This is a genomic window from Nautilia sp. PV-1 (assembly GCF_004006315.1).
GTDB lineage: Bacteria > Campylobacterota > Campylobacteria > Campylobacterales > Nautiliaceae > Nautilia > Nautilia profundicola_A.
The window spans coordinates 561,078-584,785 of record NZ_CP026530.1 but is presented as its reverse complement, the minus strand read 5'-3'; the positions used below and the strand labels follow the sequence as shown (position 1 = coordinate 584,785).

At 35.1% G+C, this 23,708-nt stretch carries 25 protein-coding genes; 7 read left to right on the top strand and 18 right to left on the bottom strand.

Annotated features, from left to right (window positions below):
* Window positions 1-90: 90 nt before the first annotated feature.
* Window positions 91-735 (top strand): endonuclease III, encoded by a 645-nt coding sequence (gene nth, locus C3L23_RS03225; protein ID WP_127679801.1) that lies wholly within the window; start codon window positions 91-93, stop codon window positions 733-735.
* Here the strand turns inward: nth and C3L23_RS03220 are convergent, their stop codons facing one another.
* The 10 genes from C3L23_RS03220 to rpoD form a co-directional block, all read right to left on the bottom strand.
* Window positions 736-1,407, bottom strand: a complete 672-nt coding sequence (locus C3L23_RS03220) for a class I SAM-dependent methyltransferase (RefSeq protein WP_127679799.1) — start codon at window positions 1,405-1,407, stop codon at window positions 736-738.
* Entirely contained in the window at window positions 1,397-2,014 is a 618-nt protein-coding gene (gene hisG / locus C3L23_RS03215) for an ATP phosphoribosyltransferase (RefSeq protein ID WP_127679797.1), read from the bottom strand. Before hisG ends, C3L23_RS03220 begins: the two co-directional genes overlap by 11 nt.
* Window positions 2,011-2,619, bottom strand: a complete 609-nt coding sequence (locus tag C3L23_RS03210) for a type III pantothenate kinase (RefSeq protein WP_127679795.1) — start codon at window positions 2,617-2,619, stop codon at window positions 2,011-2,013. Before C3L23_RS03210 ends, hisG begins: the two co-directional genes overlap by 4 nt.
* Complete coding sequence (locus tag C3L23_RS03205) at window positions 2,606-2,935, bottom strand: hypothetical protein (RefSeq protein ID WP_246831092.1); 330 nt, start codon at window positions 2,933-2,935, stop codon at window positions 2,606-2,608. The genes C3L23_RS03210 and C3L23_RS03205 overlap by 14 nt, the downstream gene beginning before the upstream one ends.
* A gap of 17 nt (window positions 2,936-2,952) precedes the next feature.
* Entirely contained in the window at window positions 2,953-3,780 is an 828-nt protein-coding gene (locus tag C3L23_RS03200) for a tyrosine-type recombinase/integrase (protein WP_127679793.1), read from the bottom strand.
* Entirely contained in the window at window positions 3,773-4,786 is a 1,014-nt protein-coding gene (locus tag C3L23_RS03195; RefSeq protein WP_127679791.1) for a hypothetical protein, read from the bottom strand. The genes C3L23_RS03200 and C3L23_RS03195 overlap by 8 nt, the downstream gene beginning before the upstream one ends.
* Window positions 4,783-5,340 carry a tetratricopeptide repeat protein gene (locus C3L23_RS03190; RefSeq protein WP_168175698.1) on the bottom strand — a complete coding sequence of 186 codons (558 nt, stop codon included), beginning with the start codon at window positions 5,338-5,340 and terminating at the stop codon, window positions 4,783-4,785. The genes C3L23_RS03195 and C3L23_RS03190 overlap by 4 nt, the downstream gene beginning before the upstream one ends.
* A 2-nt stretch (window positions 5,341-5,342) precedes the next feature.
* Complete coding sequence (locus C3L23_RS03185) at window positions 5,343-6,245, bottom strand: tetraacyldisaccharide 4'-kinase (protein WP_127679787.1); 903 nt, start codon at window positions 6,243-6,245, stop codon at window positions 5,343-5,345.
* 14 nt (window positions 6,246-6,259) lie between these two features.
* Window positions 6,260-7,051, bottom strand: coding sequence for an NAD+ synthase (locus C3L23_RS03180; protein ID WP_127679785.1), 792 nt, complete (start codon window positions 7,049-7,051; stop codon window positions 6,260-6,262).
* 62 nt (window positions 7,052-7,113) lie between these two features.
* Window positions 7,114-8,928, bottom strand: coding sequence for an RNA polymerase sigma factor RpoD (gene rpoD / locus C3L23_RS03175; protein ID WP_127679783.1), 1,815 nt, complete (start codon window positions 8,926-8,928; stop codon window positions 7,114-7,116).
* Window positions 8,929-9,070: 142 nt separating this feature from the next.
* Between rpoD and flgF the strand changes: the two genes are divergently transcribed.
* Together flgF and flgG are read left to right on the top strand one after the other, a co-directional pair.
* Window positions 9,071-9,856, top strand: coding sequence for a flagellar basal-body rod protein FlgF (flgF, locus tag C3L23_RS03170; RefSeq protein WP_127679781.1), 786 nt, complete (start codon window positions 9,071-9,073; stop codon window positions 9,854-9,856).
* A 106-nt stretch (window positions 9,857-9,962) separates the two neighbouring features.
* Window positions 9,963-10,751, top strand: a complete 789-nt coding sequence (gene flgG / locus C3L23_RS03165) for a flagellar basal-body rod protein FlgG (protein WP_127679779.1) — start codon at window positions 9,963-9,965, stop codon at window positions 10,749-10,751.
* A gap of 1 nt (window position 10,752) precedes the next feature.
* Here flgG and C3L23_RS03160 read toward each other — a convergent pair whose 3' ends face one another.
* Window positions 10,753-11,991 carry a DNA polymerase IV gene (locus C3L23_RS03160; protein ID WP_127679777.1) on the bottom strand — a complete coding sequence of 413 codons (1,239 nt, stop codon included), beginning with the start codon at window positions 11,989-11,991 and terminating at the stop codon, window positions 10,753-10,755.
* 143 nt (window positions 11,992-12,134) lie between these two features.
* Between C3L23_RS03160 and C3L23_RS03155 the strand changes: the two genes are divergently transcribed.
* Window positions 12,135-12,752, top strand: coding sequence for a LexA family transcriptional regulator (locus C3L23_RS03155; RefSeq protein WP_127679775.1), 618 nt, complete (start codon window positions 12,135-12,137; stop codon window positions 12,750-12,752).
* On the opposite strand, the gene C3L23_RS03150 is transcribed toward C3L23_RS03155, so the two are convergent.
* From C3L23_RS03150 to ligA, 5 genes are read right to left on the bottom strand one after another with little or no spacing between them, the layout of a single operon-like run.
* Window positions 12,745-13,965: a glucose-6-phosphate isomerase gene (locus C3L23_RS03150; RefSeq protein WP_127679773.1), complete on the bottom strand. Its 1,221-nt coding sequence runs from the start codon at window positions 13,963-13,965 to the stop codon at window positions 12,745-12,747. The genes C3L23_RS03155 and C3L23_RS03150 overlap by 8 nt on opposite strands.
* Window positions 13,958-14,683: a leucyl/phenylalanyl-tRNA--protein transferase gene (gene aat, locus C3L23_RS03145; RefSeq protein ID WP_127679771.1), complete on the bottom strand. Its 726-nt coding sequence runs from the start codon at window positions 14,681-14,683 to the stop codon at window positions 13,958-13,960. The genes C3L23_RS03150 and aat overlap by 8 nt, the downstream gene beginning before the upstream one ends.
* A complete protein-coding gene (gene clpA, locus C3L23_RS03140) occupies window positions 14,680-16,845 on the bottom strand; it encodes an ATP-dependent Clp protease ATP-binding subunit ClpA (protein ID WP_127679769.1) in 2,166 nt (721 codons plus the stop codon). The genes aat and clpA overlap by 4 nt, the downstream gene beginning before the upstream one ends.
* On the bottom strand, window positions 16,846-17,139 hold the full coding sequence (locus C3L23_RS03135; RefSeq protein WP_127679767.1) for an ATP-dependent Clp protease adaptor ClpS: 294 nt from the start codon (window positions 17,137-17,139) through the stop codon (window positions 16,846-16,848).
* Window positions 17,140-17,198: 59 nt separating this feature from the next.
* Window positions 17,199-19,163 (bottom strand): NAD-dependent DNA ligase LigA, encoded by a 1,965-nt coding sequence (gene ligA / locus C3L23_RS03130; RefSeq protein WP_127679765.1) that lies wholly within the window; start codon window positions 19,161-19,163, stop codon window positions 17,199-17,201.
* 117 nt (window positions 19,164-19,280) lie between these two features.
* Here ligA and C3L23_RS03125 point away from each other — a divergent pair, with 117 nt between their 5' ends.
* Complete coding sequence (locus tag C3L23_RS03125) at window positions 19,281-19,826, top strand: YqiA/YcfP family alpha/beta fold hydrolase (protein WP_127679763.1); 546 nt, start codon at window positions 19,281-19,283, stop codon at window positions 19,824-19,826.
* Here the strand turns inward: C3L23_RS03125 and C3L23_RS03120 are convergent.
* Both C3L23_RS03120 and C3L23_RS03115 read right to left on the bottom strand, forming a co-directional pair.
* On the bottom strand, window positions 19,813-20,820 hold the full coding sequence (locus C3L23_RS03120; protein ID WP_127679761.1) for a GNAT family N-acetyltransferase: 1,008 nt from the start codon (window positions 20,818-20,820) through the stop codon (window positions 19,813-19,815). The genes C3L23_RS03125 and C3L23_RS03120 overlap by 14 nt on opposite strands.
* Window positions 20,817-21,980 (bottom strand): amidohydrolase, encoded by a 1,164-nt coding sequence (locus tag C3L23_RS03115; RefSeq protein ID WP_127679759.1) that lies wholly within the window; start codon window positions 21,978-21,980, stop codon window positions 20,817-20,819. Before C3L23_RS03115 ends, C3L23_RS03120 begins: the two co-directional genes overlap by 4 nt.
* 83 nt (window positions 21,981-22,063) lie before the next feature.
* On the opposite strand from C3L23_RS03115, the gene C3L23_RS03110 reads away from it, so the two are divergent.
* The gene (locus tag C3L23_RS03110; RefSeq protein ID WP_127679757.1) at window positions 22,064-22,531 is read left to right on the top strand and encodes a bifunctional 2-polyprenyl-6-hydroxyphenol methylase/3-demethylubiquinol 3-O-methyltransferase UbiG; all 468 of its coding nucleotides are present in this window, start codon (window positions 22,064-22,066) and stop codon (window positions 22,529-22,531) included.
* 32 nt (window positions 22,532-22,563) lie between these two features.
* A complete protein-coding gene (gene dapE / locus C3L23_RS03105) occupies window positions 22,564-23,661 on the top strand; it encodes a succinyl-diaminopimelate desuccinylase (protein WP_127679755.1) in 1,098 nt (365 codons plus the stop codon).
* Window positions 23,662-23,708: the final 47 nt, after the last annotated feature.

Here is a 23,708-nt window from a genome sequence, read left to right as displayed (position 1 = left end):
TGGATAAGTAGTTAAGTCGATAAGTTGTGAAACGGTACGCTATTAAGGTTATTGTACCGTATGATATAATTACTGAAAAAAAGGGATTTAATGGTTTTAAGAAAACCTGAAGAGTTAGAAGAGATTAAAAGACGTTTTTTAGAACATTACAAAGGTTCGCAGACTGAGCTCAACTATAAAAACGATTATGAACTTTTAATAGCGATTATTTTAAGCGCACAGTGTACCGATAAAAGAGTAAATATTATCACTCCTGCACTTTTTAAAAAATACCCTGATATTAAAAGTCTTGCATGTGCAAATTTAGACGACGTAAAAGAATTGATAAAATCTTGTTCGTTTTTTAACAACAAAGCAAAAAATATAATTGAAATGGCGAAAATCGTAAGGGATAAATTCAACTGCAAAATCCCGCATGATCATAAAGAGCTTATTAAACTTCCGGGAGTCGGAAACAAAACAGCAAATGTGTTTTTAATAGAACTGAACGGTGAAAACAGAATGGCAGTAGACACTCATGTATTCAGAGTGGTTCACAGACTAGGAATTACGGATGCAAAAACGGTGGAACAGACGGAAAAGGATCTTATAGAAGCTTTTAAAACGGACCTTAACGAACTGCATCAGGGATTTGTACTGTTTGGAAGATATATATGTACTGCCAAAAACCCTAAATGCGATAAATGTTTTGTTCCGGATTTTTGCGTTACAAAAGAAAGTTTTAAAGCGAGATAATCACTTCTCGAAAACCAAAATCCACTTTTCTATTTCTCCGCTTCCGTACAGTGAAACCGGAATTTTGTTAATCAGTTTCATTTTCATAAATTTAGAAATTTTTTCAATACTGTGGTAATACTGAATGATATTCGCCTGTGATTTTTTATAGCACCCTCCGTCTTTTTCAAACAATGTAATTTCTGTTGTTAACACGTCGTCTTCAAAATCCGAATAGAGTACTCCGAATCTGTTTTCATCTTCGGCTTTTAATGTTCCTATAGCCAGATCGTTCATGGCAAAATAACTGTTTATGTCGAAAATAAAATATTTTTCCACCACGTTTTCAACACAGGAAAAAAACTTTTTAAGCTCTTTGTCGTTCATATAATTTATAACGTCGAATATTGCAACGGCGGCTTCAAATTTATCTTCCATATCGCATACGTCTTTAACTTCACAGTCGCATTTTATTTTTGCCCTCTCGATTTGCGTATGGCTTAAATCTATACCTTTTACCTTAAGTCCGCTATTTAAAGCTAGTTCGCAAAAATCTCCGCTTCCGCAGCCTATATCAAGAATATTTTTCACGTCAAGACTAATTAAAACAGAAATAAACTTGCTCCACAAAATATGGGCGGCTTCTTTATCCAGAAAAAGATCTTCGATTTTTCCGTAAAGCTCAAGCCCCATGTACCGCCTTTATTTTTTCAACTACTTCCATTATCTGTTCTTTCTTTTCAATAAAAGAGTTTTTATTGGCTATCAGTCTTGCGCTTGAGGTCATAATAGTTTCTTTTTCTTCAAGCCCGTTTTCTCTTAATGTGTTTCCGGTTTCGACTATATCAACAATAACATCGCTAAGCCCCACTAAAGGAGCAAGTTCTATAGAACCGTTAAGCTTTATAATACTGGCGGGTATGCCTTTTTTAGAAAAATATTTTTTGGCTATATTTTGTAATTTGCTTGCAACGGTAATTTCCGTTTTGTTTTTATAGCTTTCATCGCCTTTTATTCCGGCCACGGAAACCCTGCATTTTCCAAGACCTAAATCCATAAGCTCCAATACGTCGCTTTCAAGTTCGCTTAATACGTCAAATCCCACAACACCTATATCAGCAGCCTGATTCTGGACATATACGGCCACATCCCAGTTTCTGACGTTCAAAAACGTAAAGCCGGCTTTTTTTAAAATCAATTTTCTGTTTTCAAATTCAAAATCTTCATTAAATATTTTTTTAAATATCTGCAGTACTTCTTCGGCAATTCTGCCTTTTGGCAAAGCAATAGTCAAACTCATTTTTTCTCCAATTCCTTTATTGTTTTTAACATCCCAAGAAAAACCAAATCTTCAATATACTCGGAATTTTCAATCACCCGAGACAAAAACTCTCCGTCACCTCCGGTAATATAGACTTTTCTGTTTTGAGAATATTTTTCAATCATACATTTGATTGCTCCGACACTTCCCATATTAAGAGCCTCGGAAGTATTATTCGGATAAAACGTATTTATTATATCCGGATTAAATTGTAAAACTTCTGAAATTGTACCAAAAGCTTGTTTAAAAGCATAAATACCGGGCATTATTATTCCGCCTAAATGTCTATTTTCCTGCATAATATCTATAGTTACGGCGCTTCCGGCATCTACTACAACGCCGTCGCTTATACTTTTACAGGCCATAATTCTGTCAATTCCCAGCCCCTTGTAAGCTGTATCGAATAAAACATATTTTTCAAGATTTACAGCGTCAGGATTTAATTTTTTAAATATTTTTTCTTTTTCTTTATTTACACTAATGTAATAAACCCTGCCATTGTATTTTTCCGGAGATTTTTTATTAATTGTTTTTCCGTCTATCCAAATATGTATATTGGTGTTCCCTATATCAACCAGCACCATTTATTATTTTCCAATCGCTTATTTTTTCTTTTGCCTTAGAACATATAGGCCCGTTTAAAATTAGAATTTTCTTTTTATATCTGAAATTGATCCTATCCGGCAAAAATTCATACAAAACATCAATATCTTTACTTAAAAACCTGCTTTTTTTATCAAGCTTTAAAATAAAACAGTATTCGTTTTTTAAATTTACACCCAGATACGCTTTTAACTTTTTTCTCGTATTTAATTTAATTTCATCTATTTTTTTACAAATAATATTGTTTTTTCTAAGGAGCTCTATTAAATCTTTAAACTCTCCATTTTCAATTCTCAATTCTCAATTTTCCTTTCTCAGTTTTCCATTAATTCAAGAGGATGATATTTTAAAACAGTGTCTTTTAAATTTTCTTTTTGTATATGTGTGTATATCTGGGTGGTGTTTAATGAAGAATGACCCAAAAGTTCCTGAACGACTCTCAAATCCGCACCGCCTAAAACAAGTGCGGTGGCAAATGAATGTCTTAAAACATGCGGAGAGACGTTTAAATATTTTTTGGTTATATTAAACGCGCTGATTCTGCTTAAAGGTTTACAGTTTTTATTCACAAACAGGTATTCGCTCTGACAAGGTCTTTTTTGCAAATACTCTTCAAGAAGTTTTAATGCCGTTTCAGCAATGGGAACGACTCTTTGTTTTTCGCCTTTTGCCATAGTTACCTTAACCCAGCCGTTTTCTATATCGCTGATTTTAGTATTAAGCACTTCGCTGATTCTAAGCCCGGTAGCGTAAATAAACATAATCATGGCTTTATCTCTGAGATCAAACCATTTTTTAACCTCAATGGAATTAACTGCATTTAAAATTTCTTCTTTTGTAAGAAATTTAGGAAGGGATTTGGGTATTTTTGCCTGTTTGATTTTATGTTTCGTATCAGTCCACTCTTTTTTATAAGCAAAATCAAAAAAGGAATTTATCGCACTCAGTTTACGGTTTAGGGATCTTTTGTTGTCGATAGAAGAAAGAAAAGAGATAATATCCATATTATCGGCCTGAATAATAGGCTTTTTGATAAATTCTTCAAACTGAAGAAGGTCTCTTTTATATGCGTTATATGTATTTTTGCTTACGCCCTTGTTGATCTGGAGATATTCCAAAAACGCCTCAAGATACCTACTCAATCATAAAAACCTTGTTGTCGTTGTATATTTTACATCCCTGAAGTTTAAGCATTCCTGCACTAGTTGTATCAAAATTATTTCCTGTATAAACGGTTATGTTCAAATCAGGGGATATCCTGATAAGATATCCGCCTCTTTCAACAGTCCATATATATCCGTTACATACGCTAGGGGCAAAAAAGCTTGCATAAGGAAGTTTTATTTTTTTAATCTCTTTTAAATTACTGTCAAGTTTTATAATATGCCCGTCGTTTGTAAAAATATACAGATATCCTTTGTAATCGATAATATGTTTGATGTCTGCGCTGTAATCAATCAAGAACTGAGGATTAAACAAAATCAGTCTGCTGGGAGTCGCCATAAAAAGCTGATTGTTTACAATTTTTAGGAAAATAACATTGTCGTTAAACTGATTTTGGGATATGTTAAGAGTTCTGATAAACTGGTCATGCACGGCATCAACAACGGCAACGTTTCCGCTGAGCATAGGATATAAAATCAGATCTTTATAAAACAGAGGACTGGCATGCATGTATTTTACGCTTATTACGCTGTCTCCGTCAAACGTAAATTTCATATTCGAATTTTTCAGATCATACAGTCCATATTTGCCGTTTTCAAACACTACAGCAACTAAACCGTCTTTTTTGGTGGCGCTGTATATTAAATAAGGCAGTTTATATACTTTTTTACTTGATATAACAAGCAGTCTGTTTCCGTTTACTGCAAGATCTTTATTAATTTTTGTAAATTTCCCGAGATAATGACCTTTTGCGTCATAATAAACTTTTACTACTCTAATACCGTCGTCTAATAAACCTTTTTTCTTTACATATTTAAGTTTAAGGGTTGAAAATGTAAGCGTGTTTTTAGTATATTCGCTTAAATTGTTGGATATGTCTTTTGAATGAAGTTTTAAAGGCTGAGTTTTTTCAGGTTCGTACACTTTGCTGCTGCATCCGGCAAAAAAAATAAACCCCGCTAATAAAATTAATCTGTATTTCATTTAGCTACTCCGTAATGCAGCAGAAACTTGGCAATCGGAGCAAACTGCGAATTAGGAGAAATCTGTGCATAAAGTTCTTCAGCTTTTTTTCTGTTGCCATCTTTCAGATAAATTTTAATCAAAGCCACCCTTACCGGGTCTTTCAGAATCTTATAATCAGGATTTAACAGATAGTTTTCAAGAGACTGTTTATCGCCTTTTAGCATTGCTATTTTATAAGCGGCTATGGCTTTTAGCTCAGGCGCGGTGATTTTTTTCAGATTTTCTATTTTATTGCTCTGCAGAAGATATACCTGATAGAGCTTTTCGTTTACTTTTACTTTTTCCAAAGCTTCTTTGTCGTTTGGATTTTTCATTAAAACGTCAAATGCGTTATTTGAAGAAATCAGCTTTTGCTGCTGTATATATCCGTATATCGCATTACCGACTAATACCGCAGCAGCTATTATCACACCGGCTATAATCTGTTTTTTATATTTTTTTATAAATTTTTCTAATTTAAAAACTTTAATTAATAGTTCTTCTTCCTGTTTTAGCTTTTCTTTTATCTCCACTGTCAGCCTTTTTTATGTAATTTTATCAAATATTGTTCGATTTGTTTTAAAATCTCTTCTTTTATTGTGATATTTAACTCTATAACTCTTAAATCCAGATTAAATTTTTTAAGTTTTACATAATCCTTCATTGTTGTTACGACTGTTTTGTTTTCAAACTTTTTAATATCATTCTGTTTGAATTCATAATGATCCGGAAAGAAAACATAAGGAATTTTGCAGTATTGAAGCAGTCTTTCCGGTTTGGAAATCGCGGTTATTAGGATTTCTCCTTCGGGACACTTGACTTCCCTTTTAAAATCCCTGCCCTCTTCCAAAACCATATCGGCATATCTTAAAGCAAGTCTCGGAAATCTGTAACCTCCTGCAGGTATGCAAAAAGGATTTTTAATTTTATAATCAATAACTATATTTAACTTTTTAAAAGGTTTGTCAAAACCGTCGTCAAGTATGACAAACCCGGCTCCCATTTCTTTAGCTTTCAATATTCCTTCTTTTCTGTCTTCGCTTACAATTACAAGCGCGTCTGTTTTAAGAGCGATTTCCATTGCCTCGTCACCGCTCGTATCTACATCGGTTTTAATATCTCCCCACTCGCTTACCACCTCAAGTCCTCTGCTTTTTCTGCCGTATCCTCTTAATATTACAGCCGGTTTATAATTTTTAAACTCATTAGCAAGCGCTATGGAAAAAGGAGTTTTACCGCTGCCTCCGATTATTATGTTTCCGACAGACACAACCGGAATACCCAAATCTTCATATTTGCGGGGAAATTTAAAATGTATTATCGTCATATAGATTAAAGAAAAAGGAAGCAGGAGGATAATTAAAGGCCAGTGATACCATTTAGGATAAAAAAGCATTTCTTCTGCGAAACTATGAAATTTTAACTTTAAATTTTTCACTTTACACTTTTCACTTAGAGTTTTATGTCTCTTTCATATAAAAAGTCATGTGTTATCGTTCTGCTTTTAAGTTTTGCTATTATAGGCATTTTTCTTTTAAACTGGTTAAAATAAACTTTTTTCAAAACAAATTCAACCAAATCTTTATCGTATTTTCTTAAAAGCTCCTCTTTTGTGGCTCTTTCATCCACAAAATCCCTCAATACCGCATCAAGTTCGTCATATGTATATCCGAGCTCTTTTTCATCGCTCTGGCCTTCCCAAAGATCCGCGCTCGGCGGTTTATTTATAATCTCTTCGTTAACTCCGAGGTATTCGGCAAACTCAAATATTTCTGTTTTATAAAGATCCCCAATGGGATTTAATGCACTCGCAAGATCTCCGAATAAAGTACCGTATCCCAAAAGAAGCTCGCTTTTATTGCTCGTTCCTATCACAAGAGCTCCGAGTTCCGCACTTTTATCGTAAAGCACCGCCATTCTCATACGTGCGGAAAAATTACCGAATCTGACTTTGTCGTCAATTGGATATGCGTTAAGCAAAGGCGCAATTGAAATAGTCTCATGTTCAATATTGAATTTTTTACAGAGTTTAAGCGCGTCTTCAACACTCGACTTGCTTGAAAACTGAGAAGGAAGTAAAAAGGCTTTGAAATTATCCCCGAGAGATTTTTTGGCAAGTACGGCAACAACGGCGGAGTCAATCCCTCCGCTAAGTCCGCATATACCCTTTTTAAGCCCGGTTTTTGTAATTTCTTCTTGTATAAATTTAATCAAAAATTTTTCAATTAACTGCCATTTTTTCATATCACTTCCTTCCTCTTAACCGCTTCACAACTTACCCACTTCACAACTTCACTACTTACCCATCAGCTCTCAATATAATTTTTCAAAAACTTCCCGATATTAGGGTGTCTTAGTTTCTTTATCGCGCTGCTTTCGATCTGTCTTACCCTCTCTCTTGTTACATTTAATGCTTTTCCGATTTCTTCAAGAGTTCTTTCACTCTTATCAGGCATAAGACCGAATCTCATTTTAATTACGGCTCTTTCTCTTTCATTTAACTGTTCTAAAATCTCTTCGATATGTTTTCTGAGATCTTCGTTTACAACTTCTTCATAAGGATTCGTAAATGTTTTATCTTCAATAAAATCTCCGAATTTTCCGTCTTCCTCTTCTCCCACAGGAGCTTCAAGAGACACAGGCTCTTTTGAAATTTTCAGAATCTGTTTTACCTTTTCGATAGGCATTTTCATCTCTTTTGCAATTACTTCCAAAGAAGGCTCTTTTCCTTCTTCCTGTACGTATTTTCTGACAATCTTATTAATCTGGTTGATGTTTTCAATCATATGTATAGGAATTCTTACCGTTCTTGCCTGATCCGCTATGGCGCGCGAAATAGCCTGTCTTATCCACCATGTCGCATATGTTGAAAATTTATACCCTTTTTCAAATTCAAACTTGTCAATCGCTTTCATAAGACCGATATTCCCTTCCTGAATCAAATCCAAAAACGGAAGACCTCTGTTTGTATATTTTTTAGCGATACTTACAACGAGTCTGAGGTTCGCCCTTGCCATTTTTTCTTTGGCTTCTGTTGTGATTTTTTTACCGCGTTTTAGCTGTTCAAGGATTACTTCAAGTTTTTCAGGCTCCATACCGAACATATTTTCACTGGCTTTTTTGGCTTCTACAAGCTTTTTAATATCCATATAAACGTTAACCATTGTATGTTCCGGAACCATTGCCGCGATATCCTCTTTGCTGAGTTCCGTAATCTTGCTTAAGATTTCTTTATGCAGTTTTCTAAGCTGCTCGTTGAAAAGAGGCAGTCTGTATTCTTTTTTCTTAAGTTCTTTTTCAAAATCCTTATCGCCTTTAAGGGCAGTTTCAACTGTTTTAACGATTTCATTGATAAGCTTAGACGTATAACCGAGTTCGTTAAGAGCTTCTTTTACTTTTTTCTTTTTAAATGTAAGCTGCAGGATTTTATGAAGTCTTTCAAGCTCGTCCATATCTTTTGCGTTAATCACCCTGTCGTATTCATCAAGAACTTTTTCCCATTCTTTTTTCGCTTTTTCAAGATTTTTAAACAGTTCGTTAATTCTTTTTTCACGGATTGAGATTTTTTTCTGTCTTTTTCCTTCTTTTGAATCTTCGTCTTCAACTTCCTCTTCATCAACAAAATTTTTAAACAATTCTTTTACCCTTCTTTCCCTGTTTAAAAGAGGCTCTTTATATTTAAGCACAAGGTCAATTAAAAAAGGAATCGAACAGATGGCGTCAAGAATAATTTCTTCACCAAGCTGGATTCTTCTGAATATTTCAATTTCTTCATCTTTGTCAAGAAGCGGAATATGTCCCATTTCTCTTAAGTACATCCTAACAGGAGAATCCGATCTGCTCCATTCAAGCAGTTCTTTATCTTTAAGAATATCTTCAGCAAGTTCTTCTTTTTTTCTTTCTCTTTCTTCTTCGTTTTTAACAACGTCTTCAAGGTTTTTAAGCTTGGCAACTTCCGCCGCAGTCATAAGTTTAATATTGTATTCTTTTGCAGCTTTAAGAATTTCTTTACTTTGAGCTTTTGTAGGTACTTTTGGTAAAATATTAACAATCGTTTCATACGTAACAATACCGTTTTTGTTGGATTTAAAGAGTTTTTCGAGTTCTTTTGGCAATGCCATTAATTCTCCTTTTGTTTTATAAGTAGTGTGCAGTTAACATCTGCCGGGTATCAACTGCAAACCACTCATTTTAAGAGTGGAATTATACTAAATTTTTTTGGAACGCTTATTGCTTCGTATCTTCAAAAAACAAAGGCACGGTATGATTAACGGATATTATGACGCTACAGGCGCCATGGTAACACAGTTTAACAGACTTAATGTAATTTCAAACAACCTGGCTAATGTCAATACGTCGGGTTATAAGCAGGACGATATTATAATCGGCGATTTTGAAAGATTGTTTAGCGAAAAAAGAGATGAACTGCCTTTAGAAAACAATACTAAAGAAGCTGCGAAATTTTTAAACAGAAATTTAAATAAAGTTCCTATCGTTGTGGAAGAATATACAGATTTCAGCGTAGGAGACATCCAAAAAACAGGCAATCCTTTAGATGTAGCCTTAAAAGAAAAAAACCAGTTTTTTACCATACAGACAAATGACGGGCAAAAACTGACCCGTGCCGGAAACTTTAATCTCGACTCACAGGGATATTTAGTTACAAAAGACGGTTTTAAAGTTCTTGGGACAAACAACAACCCCATAAAAATAGACCCGGCATACGGCGTAACAATAGATAAAAACGGCAATATTTATCAAAACCATCAAAAAATAGCCACACTTAAAATAGTCAGGATCGATAATCTAAACACACTTAAAAAAGTCGGCGACAATATGTACGATTTTATTCCGGACACTGCAACAGTGGATACTCAGAATTCAACTCTTCAGGGATTTTTGGAAAAATCAAACGTAAACCCTATCAGAGAAATGACTGATCTGATCGAAACAAACAGACTGGTTGAACAGTATCAAAAAGTAATGACGACATTTATGGACGATCTAAACCGTGACGCCATTGAAAAACTGGCAAACATCAGAGCATAGGCAAGTTGTAAAGCTAATAAGTGGTGAAGTTGGTAAAGGGTTATCATTTTATGATTTGGAACGGATTTTGCTTTGAAAAAACAACATATTTTAAAAAGGATTTAAAATGGTAAGAAGTTTATACACTGCAGCCACAGGGATGATGGCACAGCAAATGCAAATAGACGTTGTATCCAACAATATTTCAAATGTAAACACTATAGGATATAAAAAACAGCGTGCGGAATTTGCAGATCTTTTTTATCAGACAATGGAATACGCAGGAACATCAACTTCCACAACCACACAGTCTCCTACAGGAATAAACGTAGGACTTGGTGTAAGACCTACGGCAGTAACCAAAATATTCACGCAGGGAAACTTTAAAGAAACAGGAAACAATCTTGACGTGGCTATACAGGGAGACGGATTTTTCCAGGTGCAGCTGCCTGACGGAAGAATCGGTTATACAAGGGACGGAGCGTTTAAACTGGATGCCGACGGGAATCTGGTTACAAGCGACGGATATAAAATAATCCCTAATATAACTCTTCCGGCTGACACCGTACAGGTTTCTATAGGAACAGATGGTACGGTATCCGTTTTGGAAGCGGGACAGACTCAGATGCAGCAGATAGGACAGATAGAAATTGCCAAATTTGTAAATCCCGCCGGTCTGCATTCTTTAGGAAGCAATTTATATGTTGACACTACAGCGTCGGGAGACCCTATAGTTACTACTCCGGGACAGGACGGAGCAGGAGAGCTTAGACAGGGATTTCTGGAAATGAGCAACGTTCAGCTGGTAGATGAAATGACAGACCTTATTACAGGCCAGCGTGCTTATGATGCGGCAAGTAAAGCAATTGTAACCAGTGACGAAATGCTCCAGACCGTAAATAACCTTAAAAGGTAATTTAAATAATTTCTGAAGCCGTTACAAGCGAAGAAAGTCCGAATTTGCTTCTTAACCGGTAAAGGGCTTCATTCAGCTTCTCCATTTTTTTATCCTTTTTATAATCAAAAAGATTTGATGTTTTTTTAAATTTGGACACACTGAGTCCTATTGAAATAATATATTCGTCTTCCGTATCCGCTCTGTAAAAAAGCATTGTCATTATTTCTTTTAAAAGCAGTTCGTTAAATATCCTATCAACAGTTATATGGGCTTTTGATTTTTTATTGCTTTTATATCTTATATTTAAATAATAAAAAGTGGGATTTACTTTTTTCTTTTTCACAAGAAAAGAGAGATATCTGCATAATACCGCAATTCTTCTTACTATCTCGCCTCTGTCAAGCACAGGGTCAAACCTTCTTGAAATTCCTATGCTTTTTCTTTCGTTTTTTTCTGCCACTTCTTCCCCGTCTGTGCCGCATACCCTGTTATAAAGCTGTATTCCGGGTTTACCCCATGAATAAAAATACTCTTTTTCTCTCAGTACGTCTCCTAATGTTAAAATTCCTTTTTCTTTAAGACGTTTTTCGATTCTTTTTCCTATTCCGGGAAAGCGGCCCACAGGTACATCTTTTATAAAAGCGTTAATATCAGATACAACTTTTATACCGTCCGGTTTTGCATATGAAGTGGCAAGTTTTGCAGTCCATTTGCTTTCAGCCGCCCCTATTGAAACAGGCAGTGAAAATTTCTCTTTTATTTCGTTTTTTAAATTTTTAATAAATTCCATGGTGTCCCGCTTTTGTATCCAGCCCTCCAAATCTCCAAAAAATTCGTCAATACTGTACTGTTCTATAACCGGAATTCTTTTTTTTAAAAACAGTTTTAATTTATAAGAAAGCAGATGATACAGCTTATAATCGGGTACAACAACTTCAAGCCCGGGATATATTCTAAGAGCCTCCGCAAGAGTAGTTCCGGTCTTTATTCCTAGTTCCCTGGCTTCATAGCTGGCCGTTACAACTATACCCCTTACTCTGCCGTTTTCCAAAAAATAACTTTTGTCATTATTCTCCTCTCCTACTATCAAATCTCCGGTAAAAGCGCCTTCATTCATTGTGTAATATTTTGTTTTCTGATTTTTAAATATTTCTTTATCGTTTCGCTTTACGACAACAACCGGTTTATTATTCAAATCTTTATTTAAAACCCTGTGGGCAGATACGAAAAAACTGTCCAAATCCAAATGTATTTTCATATTTTCTCCTTATAACGGATTATCTATGTCGCTTGATTTCCGGCTTAAAAAACAAATTCTTCACACCCATTAACATCTTGACAGAAATATTAACAAATAGATATAATAAAACATTAAAAAATAACAATTTGTTAAGGATTGTAATGGAATTTGACAAAATAATAGAAAAAATAAAAGATATTATTTCTCAGGAAGTAGGAGAAAAAAAAGTTTTAAACAAAGACGTAGCCAAAGCTTTGGGTATTTCCCCAGAACATCTCTCGGTTTTGAAAAAAAGAAACAAAATACCTTTTGAAGAACTTGCATATTTCTGCGCCAAAAGAAAAATATCCCTAAACTGGCTGTTATTTGACCAGGAAATAGAAACCATAAGAGGTGAAACCGAAAAATTTTCTAAAATCAGATATTTTAAAGACATAAACGCCAGCGCAGGCGGAGGTGCCATTAATTTTGACGAAAATTATGAAATTTTATATATTGACAGAAAAATAATAGACAAAAATCTGGATGCCGTAAACGTAATCGGAGATTCAATGGAGCCTACTATTAAAGACGGAAGCATTATTTTTATAGACAGAAACGACAATAATATTCAAAATGGAGGTATTTTTGTTGTATCTACACCCGCAGGAGTTTTTGTAAAAAGAATAAACCTCAGAAGCGACGGAAAAATAGAACTGATTTCAGATAACAAGCTGTATCCCAACGAAACGGTGGAAGAAGCGGAAATTATAGGAAAAGTGGTAAAAATTATTAATTAAATTTAGTTTTCAGTATTTTTTTGCCAAGCTCCACGCCCGGCTGATTATACGTATTAATTTCAAACAGCACGCCAAGAGCGGAAGTCAACAGTTCATAATAGCTTATGAGCTCCCCGACGCTTTCTTCGTTCAGCTTTTCCAATACTATTTCATCAACATCGATACCGCTTCTTATAATACTTTCCCTCGTTGCGTCACACTGGGCGTTTATAAGTTCATTAAAAGTATAACCGTTAACAAAATCTGTCTTTTCAAGATAAGGCAGAGATATGTTGGGAATTTTAAGAGAACTTTCGAAATTGTTTATTTTTATAAATGTAACCGTTTTATCTTTCGGACCTTCTATCAGCAGCTGTAAAAACGAATGCTGGTCAATTGAACCTAGCAGTCCTATAGGAGTAAGCCCTACTCTTTGACCTTTTTTATTTATTTTGCCCAGACTCTCTCCCCAGAGCTGAACATACCATTTATTAAATTCGTCAAGCAAAGAAGAATAGGAAAACACCACATTCATTTTATAACATCTGCTTCTTTCATACAAAAATGCCGCTTTAATAAGCAGATGTTCTTCTTTTCTTTCAAAAAATGATTTAAAAAACTCCCCCGCATAAAATAATATTTTTTCAACGTCAAATCCTGCAAGATATAAAGGGACTATCCCCACCGCACTGAAAACAGAAAACCTTCCTCCTACGTTTTTTGGAATATTAAAAACGACAATACCGTATTCATCCGCCAATTTTTCAAGAGAAGATCCTGGATCGGTAATTACAATAAACTTTTCTTTATCGCCACTTAGATTCAAATTAAAATGATCAAGCGCCGTTTTGAAAATAGAAACAGTCTCAATGGTCGTTCCGGATTTGGAAACCACCAAAAATATGGATCTGTCCGGATCTATTTCCGTAAATTTGTTTTTTAATTCAATAGGGTCGGTATTTTCTAAAAAAATTATTTTTTTAACGTTTTTATAGCTTGATTTTAAAAGTCTGTATATAGCTTTGGTACCAAGTGATGATCCTCCGATACCTATTATTACTATATTTTCAAAATCAGCTTTATAATTTTTAAGCTGTTTTATTATCTCTTTTGAACTATCCGGAAGATGATAATAGCCTATCTCTCCGCTCTCTTTTTCATTAAGAAGCTGTTCATAGGCATAATTTTGCAGATTTTTATTCTCATACTCAAAATAATGCTTAAATTTAATCATAAACCTTCTCCGTCTCCGTATCTATATTAGTTTCAAATCTGTTATTATAACCGCTTGCTTCCCAAATCATAGGAATAAATTCTTCTTTTTTATATACTTTTCCTCCCATGCTGCCAAGATGTTCGCTTGGCACCTGACAGTCAATAAATTCTATACCGTTTTGTTTTAAAATATCACAGAAATATATTAGCGCCAGTTTACTGGCATCCGGTTTTAAATGAAACATACTCTCTCCGCTGAAATATTTATTTATGGCTACCCCGTAAAATCCTCCTACAAGCTCGCCTTCATAATAACTTTCAACAGAAATAACAAATCCGTAATTATGCAGTTCACTGTATGCTTTTATAAATCCTTCACTTATCCAGGTACCGTTTTCATGTTTTCTTTTTACGTTAGCACAGTGTCTTATAACGTCTTCAAACCTGGTATTGATTTTAAAATCCCATTTTGAACTTCTTAGTTTTCTTAGCAGTTTTTTGGTTGTTTTAACCTCATCCGTTTTTAAAAGCATTCTCTCATTCAAAACAAACCAGTGATACATACCCTCATCATCCTGATACCAGGGAAAAAATCCTTTTGAATACCCTTCTAAAAGCCTTTTTGGATACAGATCGTAGCTCGCTCCCACAAATCCCTCGTCAAAAGGCTCGTAAGGATCGGGAAACTCAAAATCGTCAAGGAGGTAAAGAGGGGGATTTTCGTTAACTTTTATCATTTATTTTTAACTTTAAGATTGAATTTATCCTTAACGTAATCTATTTTCACTTCCCCTCCTCCTTTAAGCTCTCCGAAAAGTATTTCATCACTCAAAGGCTCTACAATGTTTTCTTCTATTATTCTTGATAAAGGACGAGCTCCTAGCTTCGGAGAATATCCTTTTTTTGCCAAAGCGTTCTTCGCTCTTTTTGTAAGAGTCATTTTTACTTTTTTAGCGCTTAACTTATCCTGCAGTTCATTTATAAATTTATCAACAACCATTAATACGCTCTCATGGTTTAACGGTTTAAATCTTACTATGGCATCGAGTCTGTTTATAAATTCAGGCGCAAAGAATCTGTCAATCGCCTCTTCTTTAAACTCGCTGAACTCCTGTAAAAAGCCAGGGTTATTGCCTTCTCCCACACCAAGATTGCTTGTCATTATCAAAACTACGTTTCTGAAATCGGCTTTTCTACCGTCATTGTCCGTTAACGTGGCATTGTCCATTACCTGCAGAAGTATCTGGACTATATCCGGATGGGCTTTTTCTATTTCGTCAAGCAGCAGCACCGTATGCGGCTGTTTTCTTATAGCTTCGGTTAAAAGTCCTCCTTTTTCATATCCTACGTATCCCGGAGGAGAACCTATAAGTTTGGCTACGGAATGTTTCTCCTGATATTCGCTCATATCAAATCTTAAGAAATTAATACCAAGCGTATTTGCAAGCTGTTTTGCTATTTCGGTTTTACCCACACCCGTAGGCCCCACAAACAAAAAGCTTCCTATCGGTTTATCTTCTCTTGTTAATCCCGCTTTTTTTCTTTTGATTACTTTTACCAGTTCTTTTATCGCTTTTTCCTGGCCGAATACTTTTGCCTTTAAACTGCTTTCAAGATTTTTAAGTTTTTCTATTTCGTTATTTGAAGCGTTTTCTTTAGGAATATTGGCTATTTTTGCCACAATTCCCTCAATATCGCTTTTAGTAATCAGCTTTTTGCCTCTGAGTTTAAATTTAGCACCCGCTTCGTCTATCAAATCAATAGCGCTGTCCGGTAAAAATTTTTCCCTTAAATATTTTTTAGCGAGTGTCGCTGCACTCTTAAGCGCTTCTTCCGAATATCTTACACCGTGAAATTCCTCATATCTCTGTTTAAGACCTTTTAAAATTTTTATAGTATCTTCTATACTCGGCTCTTTAACGTCTATTTTTTGGAATCTTCTATTTAGGGCCCTGTCTTTTTCAAAATGATTTTTATATTCCTCATAAGTAGTTGCGCCTATACATCTGATCTGACCTTTTGCCAGAGCCGGTTTAAGAAGGTTTGCCACATCCATACTTCCGTTTCCCGCCGCTCCGGCCCCTACAATCATATGTATTTCGTCAATAAACAAAATAGGCTCTTTTTGCTTTTTAAGTTCATCCAGAATTACTTTCATTCTTTTTTCAAATTCCCCTCTGTATTTCGTTCCGGCCACCAGTGAGCCCAGATCAAGCGAATATATTTTCTTTCCTTTAAGCTGTTTTGGCACTTCGTTTAACGCTATTTTTTTAGCAAGCCCTTCCACTATGGCCGTTTTACCGACTCCCGGCTCTCCGACTAAAATAGGGTTGTTTTTCTTTCTTCTGGACAAAACCTGCATAACCCTGTCGATTTCTTTATCTCTTCCGATAACATCGTCAAAATCTTTGGCTATTTCGGTAAGTTCGGTTGTAAACTCTTCAAGAGGCGATTCTTTTTTGTCCTCTTTTTTTGTTTCTTTCGTTTCTGTTATGTATTCCACTATTTCCACTTTTTCAAGACCGAACTCTTTAAGCAGCTGATTGGTATAGCTTGTCTCGTCTTCTAAAAGAGCCACAAAAAAATCTATTTCATCTGCAACGTTTTTTCTGATTCCCTGAATATGGTTAATCATCCTCTCAGTCGCTCTGTGAAAAGAAAGAGTTTCGGTAGGAGTGACGCTTACCGGAACTTTTTCTATGTATCTGTCAAGGTAATAATCAAGTCCCCTTCTGATATAATCCACATCAACTCCAACGTCTTCAAGCAAAAATCTTATATTTTTATCTTTCAATAAAATATAAAAAGCATGGTCAACGGTAATATATTCATTCTGCCTTCTTTTTGCCTCGTTAACTATTTCATTAAATATATTTCTCAAATTTTCAGTAATCTGCATCTAAACCTCCTCCATTGTTGCTCTTAACGGAAATCCCGCATTTCTGGCAATAGTATGCGTTTTTTCCACTTTCATTTGTGCTATTTCGTAAGGGTAAACCCCTACAACGGCACTTCCCTCCCTGTCAACCTTAAGCGTTATGTTGATAGCTTCTTCTTCGTTTTTATGAAATATTGTTTTAAGCACTTCAATTACAAAATCAAACGTCGTATAATCATCGTTCAAAAGCATAACTTTATAAAGTTTAGGCATTATAACTTCTACATCGTCTTTCACAACCGTTTTGGTCGGCATTTTTATCCTTTATTAAAATTTATATATATTATTTATTATATCAAAAAAGATAATTTTTCTCAATTTTGAACCATTTTCCACATATCTTCTTCTTTTAAAAGTTCAACTCCGAGTTTTTTCGCCTTGTCGTATTTGCTTCCGGCGTCTTCTCCGTATATTACATAATCGGTTTTTTTCGAAACACTGTTAGTCACTTTCGCCCCCATATCCTCAAGCATCTTTTTAATTTCGCTTCTAGGCTTGCTCATAGTTCCCGTAAGAACGACGGTTTTACCGGTAAACGGTGTTTGTTTTATTTCTTTTTTTTCAGGATTTTTAGGCTCTATCAACTCTATAAGTTTTTCTATTTTATCCCTGTTTACCCTGATATATTCGGCAATTGACTTAACCATTTCAGGACCGAAGCCTTCTATCTGTTCAAATTCTTCCGGATCGTGTTTATAAAATTCCACACCGAATTTTTCACAAATCTTTTTGCTCGCAACTTCTCCTATATGCTCTATTCCCAGCGCGTTTACAAATCTCCAGCAAGGAGCTCCTTTTACTTTTTTTATGGCATTTATAAGGTTTTCGGCTTTTTTCTTTGCAAAAAGAGGAAGTTTTTCCAAATCTTCAACCCTCAGTTTGAATATATCCGTTATGTCTTTTACAAGCCCGTGTTCGTATAAAAGTTTAGCAACGCTTTCGCCGAGCCCTTCTATATCAAGACAGTTTTTACTGGCAAAATAGATTATCGTATTCACAACCCTTGCCGGACACGAAAGATTTTGACATTTAATTATCGCTCCTTCATCCAAAACTTCCGCACCGCATACGGGACAACGGGTAGGACGCGGTATCGGTTTTTCATTGCCAGTACGTTTCCATGTAAGCACTTTAGTGATTTTAGGTATCACATCCCCGCTTCTTATGATAATTACATGATCTCCTATTCTTATATCCATTCTTTCTATTTCGTCAAAATTATGCAAAGTCGCCCTCTCAACGATAACGCCTCCGATTTCAACCGGTTTTAGAACCGCAACGGGCGTTAAAACGCCTGTCCTTCCGACTTGTACGACAACATCTTCTATAATAGTCTCTTTTTCAACAGCCGGAAATTTATACGCCACCATCCAGCGCGGATATTTCTGTGTATATCCCAAAATATCGTGGTATTTTATTTCATCTATTTTTACCACCATACCGTCGAGCATTACTTCAAAACTGTCTCTTAGTTTCACAAACTCTTCATATTTTTTCTCAACACACTCTATATCCCTGCATACCGCCCTTAAAGGAGGCTCTTTAAAGCCCAGCGAATAAATATAAGTCATCAGCTCGCTGTATTTTTCAAAATTCAAAGAATTAACTCCCACTCCCCACGGATAAAACATCAAAGGCCTTTTTGCCGTAATTTTCGGATCAAGCTGTCTAAGACTTCCCGCCGCCGCATTTCTAGGGTTTGCAAAGGTGGGTTCTCCGTTTTTTATTCTTTCTTCATTTAGTTTTTCAAAATCTTTTTTCTTAATTACTACTTCGCCTCTTATTTCTATAAGACTTTTTTCTTTAATTTCAAGAGGTATGGAATTTATCGTTTTGGCGTTAAGAGTCACATCTTCGCCGATTTCTCCGTCTCCTCTGGTTTCCGCCCTTATCAGTCTGCCGTTTTCATATACCAGATTTAAACTCGCACCGTCGAATTTAGGCTCTACATAATAACTGAAATCACTATGTCCCAATATCCTTTTAACCCTGGCAACCCAGTCTAAAAAATCGTTTTCGTTAAACACATCCTCCATAGACCACATACGGCTTAAATGCCTTGCTTTTTCAAAGCCTTCAAGCACCACGTCTCCTACTCTTTGAGTAGGGGATGAAGGGTCTGTTTCATCCGGATGGTTTTTTTCATACTCTTCGACCTGTTTGTATAACTTGTCATACTCTTCGTCGGTTACAAGAGGATTGTCAAGCACATAATAATAATACGCCCATTTTTTAAGCGTATCAACGGCTTTTTTATATTCTTCATGATTTTTAATCATTAATCACTCCGTTTTTAATTTGATTATAACAAAAAATAGAGAATTAAAAATAAAATATTAATTAAATGACATTACAGTAATTTGATATAATCAAAATATTTATATTAAAGGTGACAAATGCAAACAATATATATTCACGGATTCAAAAGTTGCGGCGTAGGAGAAAAAAGTAAAGCCTTGAAAAATTACCTAAATATGGACGTACTAACACCCAATCTGCCGTTTTCACCCAAAAAAGCTATAAATTTTCTGGAAAAACTCATAACTCCGGACACCGTACTTATAGGAAGTTCTCTCGGAGGATATTACGCCATATACCTGGCAGAAAAATATAATCTTAAAGCCGTCCTTATAAACCCTTCTCTTAAACCTTATAAAACTTTAAAATCTTATGTAGGAATACAATACAGATATTGCGACAATAAAAAATTTCAATGGAAAAAAAGATATTTAAAAGAACTGAAAAAATATAAAACCGCTCCCGATAAAGTCGAATATCTCGTTTTATTACAAAGCGGCGACGAAATTCTACATTACAAAAAAACTTTAAAAAAATTCAAAAAAAGGCAAAATGCAAGAGTAATTGTCGAATATGGAGGAAACCACCGGTTTGAAAACATCGGCGATTATTTATGTTTAATTAAAAATTTTATAAACGATTAACTCTTTTTTTGTCTTCATAAACATATCTTGTAAGTTTTTTACAATATTTACTATAGCATACATTCAGTTTTTCTTCTATATTATGAGTATTTTCATATTGCAGTCTCAAATAATCGTCTCCGTTATATTTATAAAACAAAACCCCGCTGTAAAAAAACCTTTTTTTATTCAAAAATTCAACCAGATCGTCTATGTTTGAAGATTTCAGATTAATATCCGCATAAATCATATCATGCTTGGTTTTAAGATAAGCAAACTTTTTATTAAACTTTTCTTTGAAATTTTTAACTTTTGAGTCAATTACAATGCTTCCGAGTTTTAATAAATCATTTTCTACAGCTCTTATATCGGGTTTTATTTTTTTTAATGCCGGAAAATGTCTAATATCGGCTCTTTTATATACATCTTTTATTATTCTTTTATATCTTTTGGGTAGATTTATGAATCTTCTTTTTTTATGAAAAATTTTAAAACTGACAAGCGCAGCCGAACGTTTTTGGAACTTGACCTCTTTTTGGCTTATCCATGAAGCCACTTCCCCAAGCTGTAAAGCGCTTTCAACCATTCCCTGTTTTAAATTCGCCTTTTGGGAAAAGGGATGAAACATGATTGCTTCCCCGTATACCGTACTTAATCCCAAATCTTGCGCTTTTTTAAGCAGATAAGCAAACATTTTATTCATTATTCCCCTGCCCTTAAATTCCGGATGAACCACTACAGCGCTTACCTCACCTATAAACTCGTCATATACCGTCAGTAAAAACTGCCCGACAACCTTTGAATCAATCTCGGCAATTATCGGATAATACTTTAAACTCTCAGCCATTTCATCCCAGTGCTTGGGATTGTAAAAACTATGCTTATAATACGTTCTGCCGTAATTTTCTTCAAAAAGTTCAACAATCCCTTTTCCGTCACCTTTTTGATAATCTCTTATTTTTACTTCAATATCGTTTTGATATATAAAAAACGGCGAATAAATATTGCTTTTCATTTTTCGTCCAATGCCAAAGAAGCTAAAATTTTGGCTCCGAGTAATAAAGAGTCTTCATCAATATTGAATTTAGGATGGTGCTGAGGATAGCAGGTGTCTTTTATTTTACTGCAGCATCCGAGTCTGAAATATGCTCCTTTTACGACTTTTAGATATTCGGCGAAATCTTCACCTCCCATAACCGGCTGTACTAAATCCACAGGCTTAATTCCGAGCATTTTTGCATTATTTATAATTTTATCGACACACTCTTTTGTATTGATAAGTTCGCTGTTGCCGTAATAATAATGAAATTTATATTCTGCTCCCATGCTTTTTGCTATACCGCTTACGGCGTCTTCTGTCATTTTTTTAATATCACTTCTTACTTTATCGTTAAGGGTTCTTACCGTTCCGCTAAGTTTTACGTGATCACATATTATATTCGGAGCTTTTCCACCCTCAATAGTTCCGAACGATATTACCGCCGGATGAAGAGGATCAATTCTTCTGCTGACGATATGATTAATTGAATTAACAGCCATTGAAGCCGTAAGAATAGCATCAACTCCTTCGTGCGGTCTGGCTCCGTGAGCGCTTTTACCGAATATTTCTATTTCAAACATATCCGCACTCGCCATCATTTCTCCGTATTTATATCCGATTTCTCCCGTTTTCAAATACGGATACATATGAAGTCCGTATATTTCCTTTACGTTTTCAAGCACACCGACTTTTATCAAATCGCTGCTGCCTCCTTCAAACACCTCTTCTTTATGCTGAAATACACCCCTGATATTAATATTAAGATTCTCTTTTATTTCATTTAAAAACAGCATAACCCCCGTCAGTATCGCAGTATGAGCATCATGTCCGCAGGCATGCATAACGCCTTTTTTCTTTGAAGCATAAGAAACGTGATTTTCCTCCTGTATCGGAAGAGCGTCCATATCAGCTCTGAAAGCGAGAAACGGCTTTTTCTCATCCGTTATTATTTCTGATACCAATGCATAATTATCCTTAAACGTTTTTGTTTTTATTCCGTTTGATTCTAAAATATCTTTGACATAATCTCTTGTCGGCTTCTCTTCACCTGAAAGATCGGGATACATATGAATATGTCTTCTAATTGAAATGATTTTTTCTTTATATTCATCCATTTTAGCTAAAATTTTTTTCATAAAAACTCCTAATGCTTATTTATATATTATAGCACATTTTGACATACAAGCGGATTTATATTACACTGTCTCAAAGGTATAAAATGATAAAAGAAAAACTAAAATGGAACGAAAAATATAAAACCCTTACACCGAAACCTCCCAGCATATTAATAAATTATATACCTTCCAAAAAAGGCAAAGCTCTGGATCTTGCGGGAGGATACGGAAGAAACGCAAAAGTCCTGGCGGATAAAGGCTATGACGTCACACTCATAGACATAAGCGAAGTCGGAATTGCAAAAATCAACGATAACAGAATAAAGACAATATGTATGGATCTGGATAATTTCATTATTCCGAAAAACGAATTTGATGTGATTTTGATGATAAAATATTACAATTTCAATCTTTTAAAGCAGATTCCTTCGGCACTGAAAAAAGGCGGTTATTTTGTATTTGAAACTATTAGAAAATATCCTATAACAAAAGAAAAGTTTTTTAAAATATTTAAAGATTTAGAAACGGTATATTTCACAGAAAGACCTTTTAGATATATCGGAAAAAAATAATATAATTGCAAAAATATTTATAAAGGCTTATAATGAATGTAATAGATCTTTTTAAAAAACTGCTTGAATTCAAATCCATAACACCGGATGACGACGGAGGAATGGAGTTTATAAAAGAATATCTTAACGGATTTGAGACAATAGAAACCGAAAAAGAAGGCGTAAAAAATCTTTTTATCTATAAAAAATACGGAGATGGAGACCATTTATGCTTCGGAGGGCATATTGACGTAGTGCCTCCGGGTGACGGATGGAACACAGACCCTTTTATTCCGACTGAAAAAGACGGTTTTATTTACGCAAGAGGCGCACAGGATATGAAAAGCGGACTTGCCGCGTTTTTATGGGCTATGAAAAACGCCAAAGGTTTTAAAGGAACCCTTTCGGCACTTATTACCAGCGACGAAGAAGGCGACGCGGTATGGGGAACGAAACATATGCTTGAAATTTTAAAAGAAAAAAACATGATTCCGGATTACGCCATAGTGGCGGAACCTACATGTGAAAAAACATTTGGAGATGCTATAAAAATAGGAAGAAGAGGTTCAATCAACGGAATGCTTAAAAAAATAGGCCTTCAGGGGCACGCCGCATATCCGGAAAAATCGATCAATCCGATACATAAAGTCGCTCAGGTTTTACATAAAATAGCCGGAGTTGATTTAGACAGCGGAGATGAATTTTTTGCACCTAGCAAATTTGTCGTTACGGACATAAGAGCCGGAATGGAAGTTACAAACGTAACTCCGGGAGAGCTTAAAATGATGTTTAACGTCAGAAACAACACTCATACAGACAAGAAAAAAATAGAAGAGTTTATACATAAATATTTTAAAGACATGAACTATACACTCGAGCTTAAACAAAGCGCGGAGCCTTTCATAACCTCACCTGATACAAAAGTTGTCAAATTTCTGGACAGGTCTATTCAGAAGCATACAAATATTACGCCTAAGCATTCAACGGCGGGCGGTACAAGCGATGCGAGGTTTTTTGCCAAATACGGTGTTAAAGTTGTGGAATTCGGCGTAATCAACGATACAATACACGCTCCGAATGAACGCACCACACCTGAAGAAGTTATAAAACTTGCCGATATATTCAAAGACGTTATTGAAAGCTGGGATTAACATTTTGTTATGTTTAAGTAAAATTAAAAAATTAAGTGTTATAATTA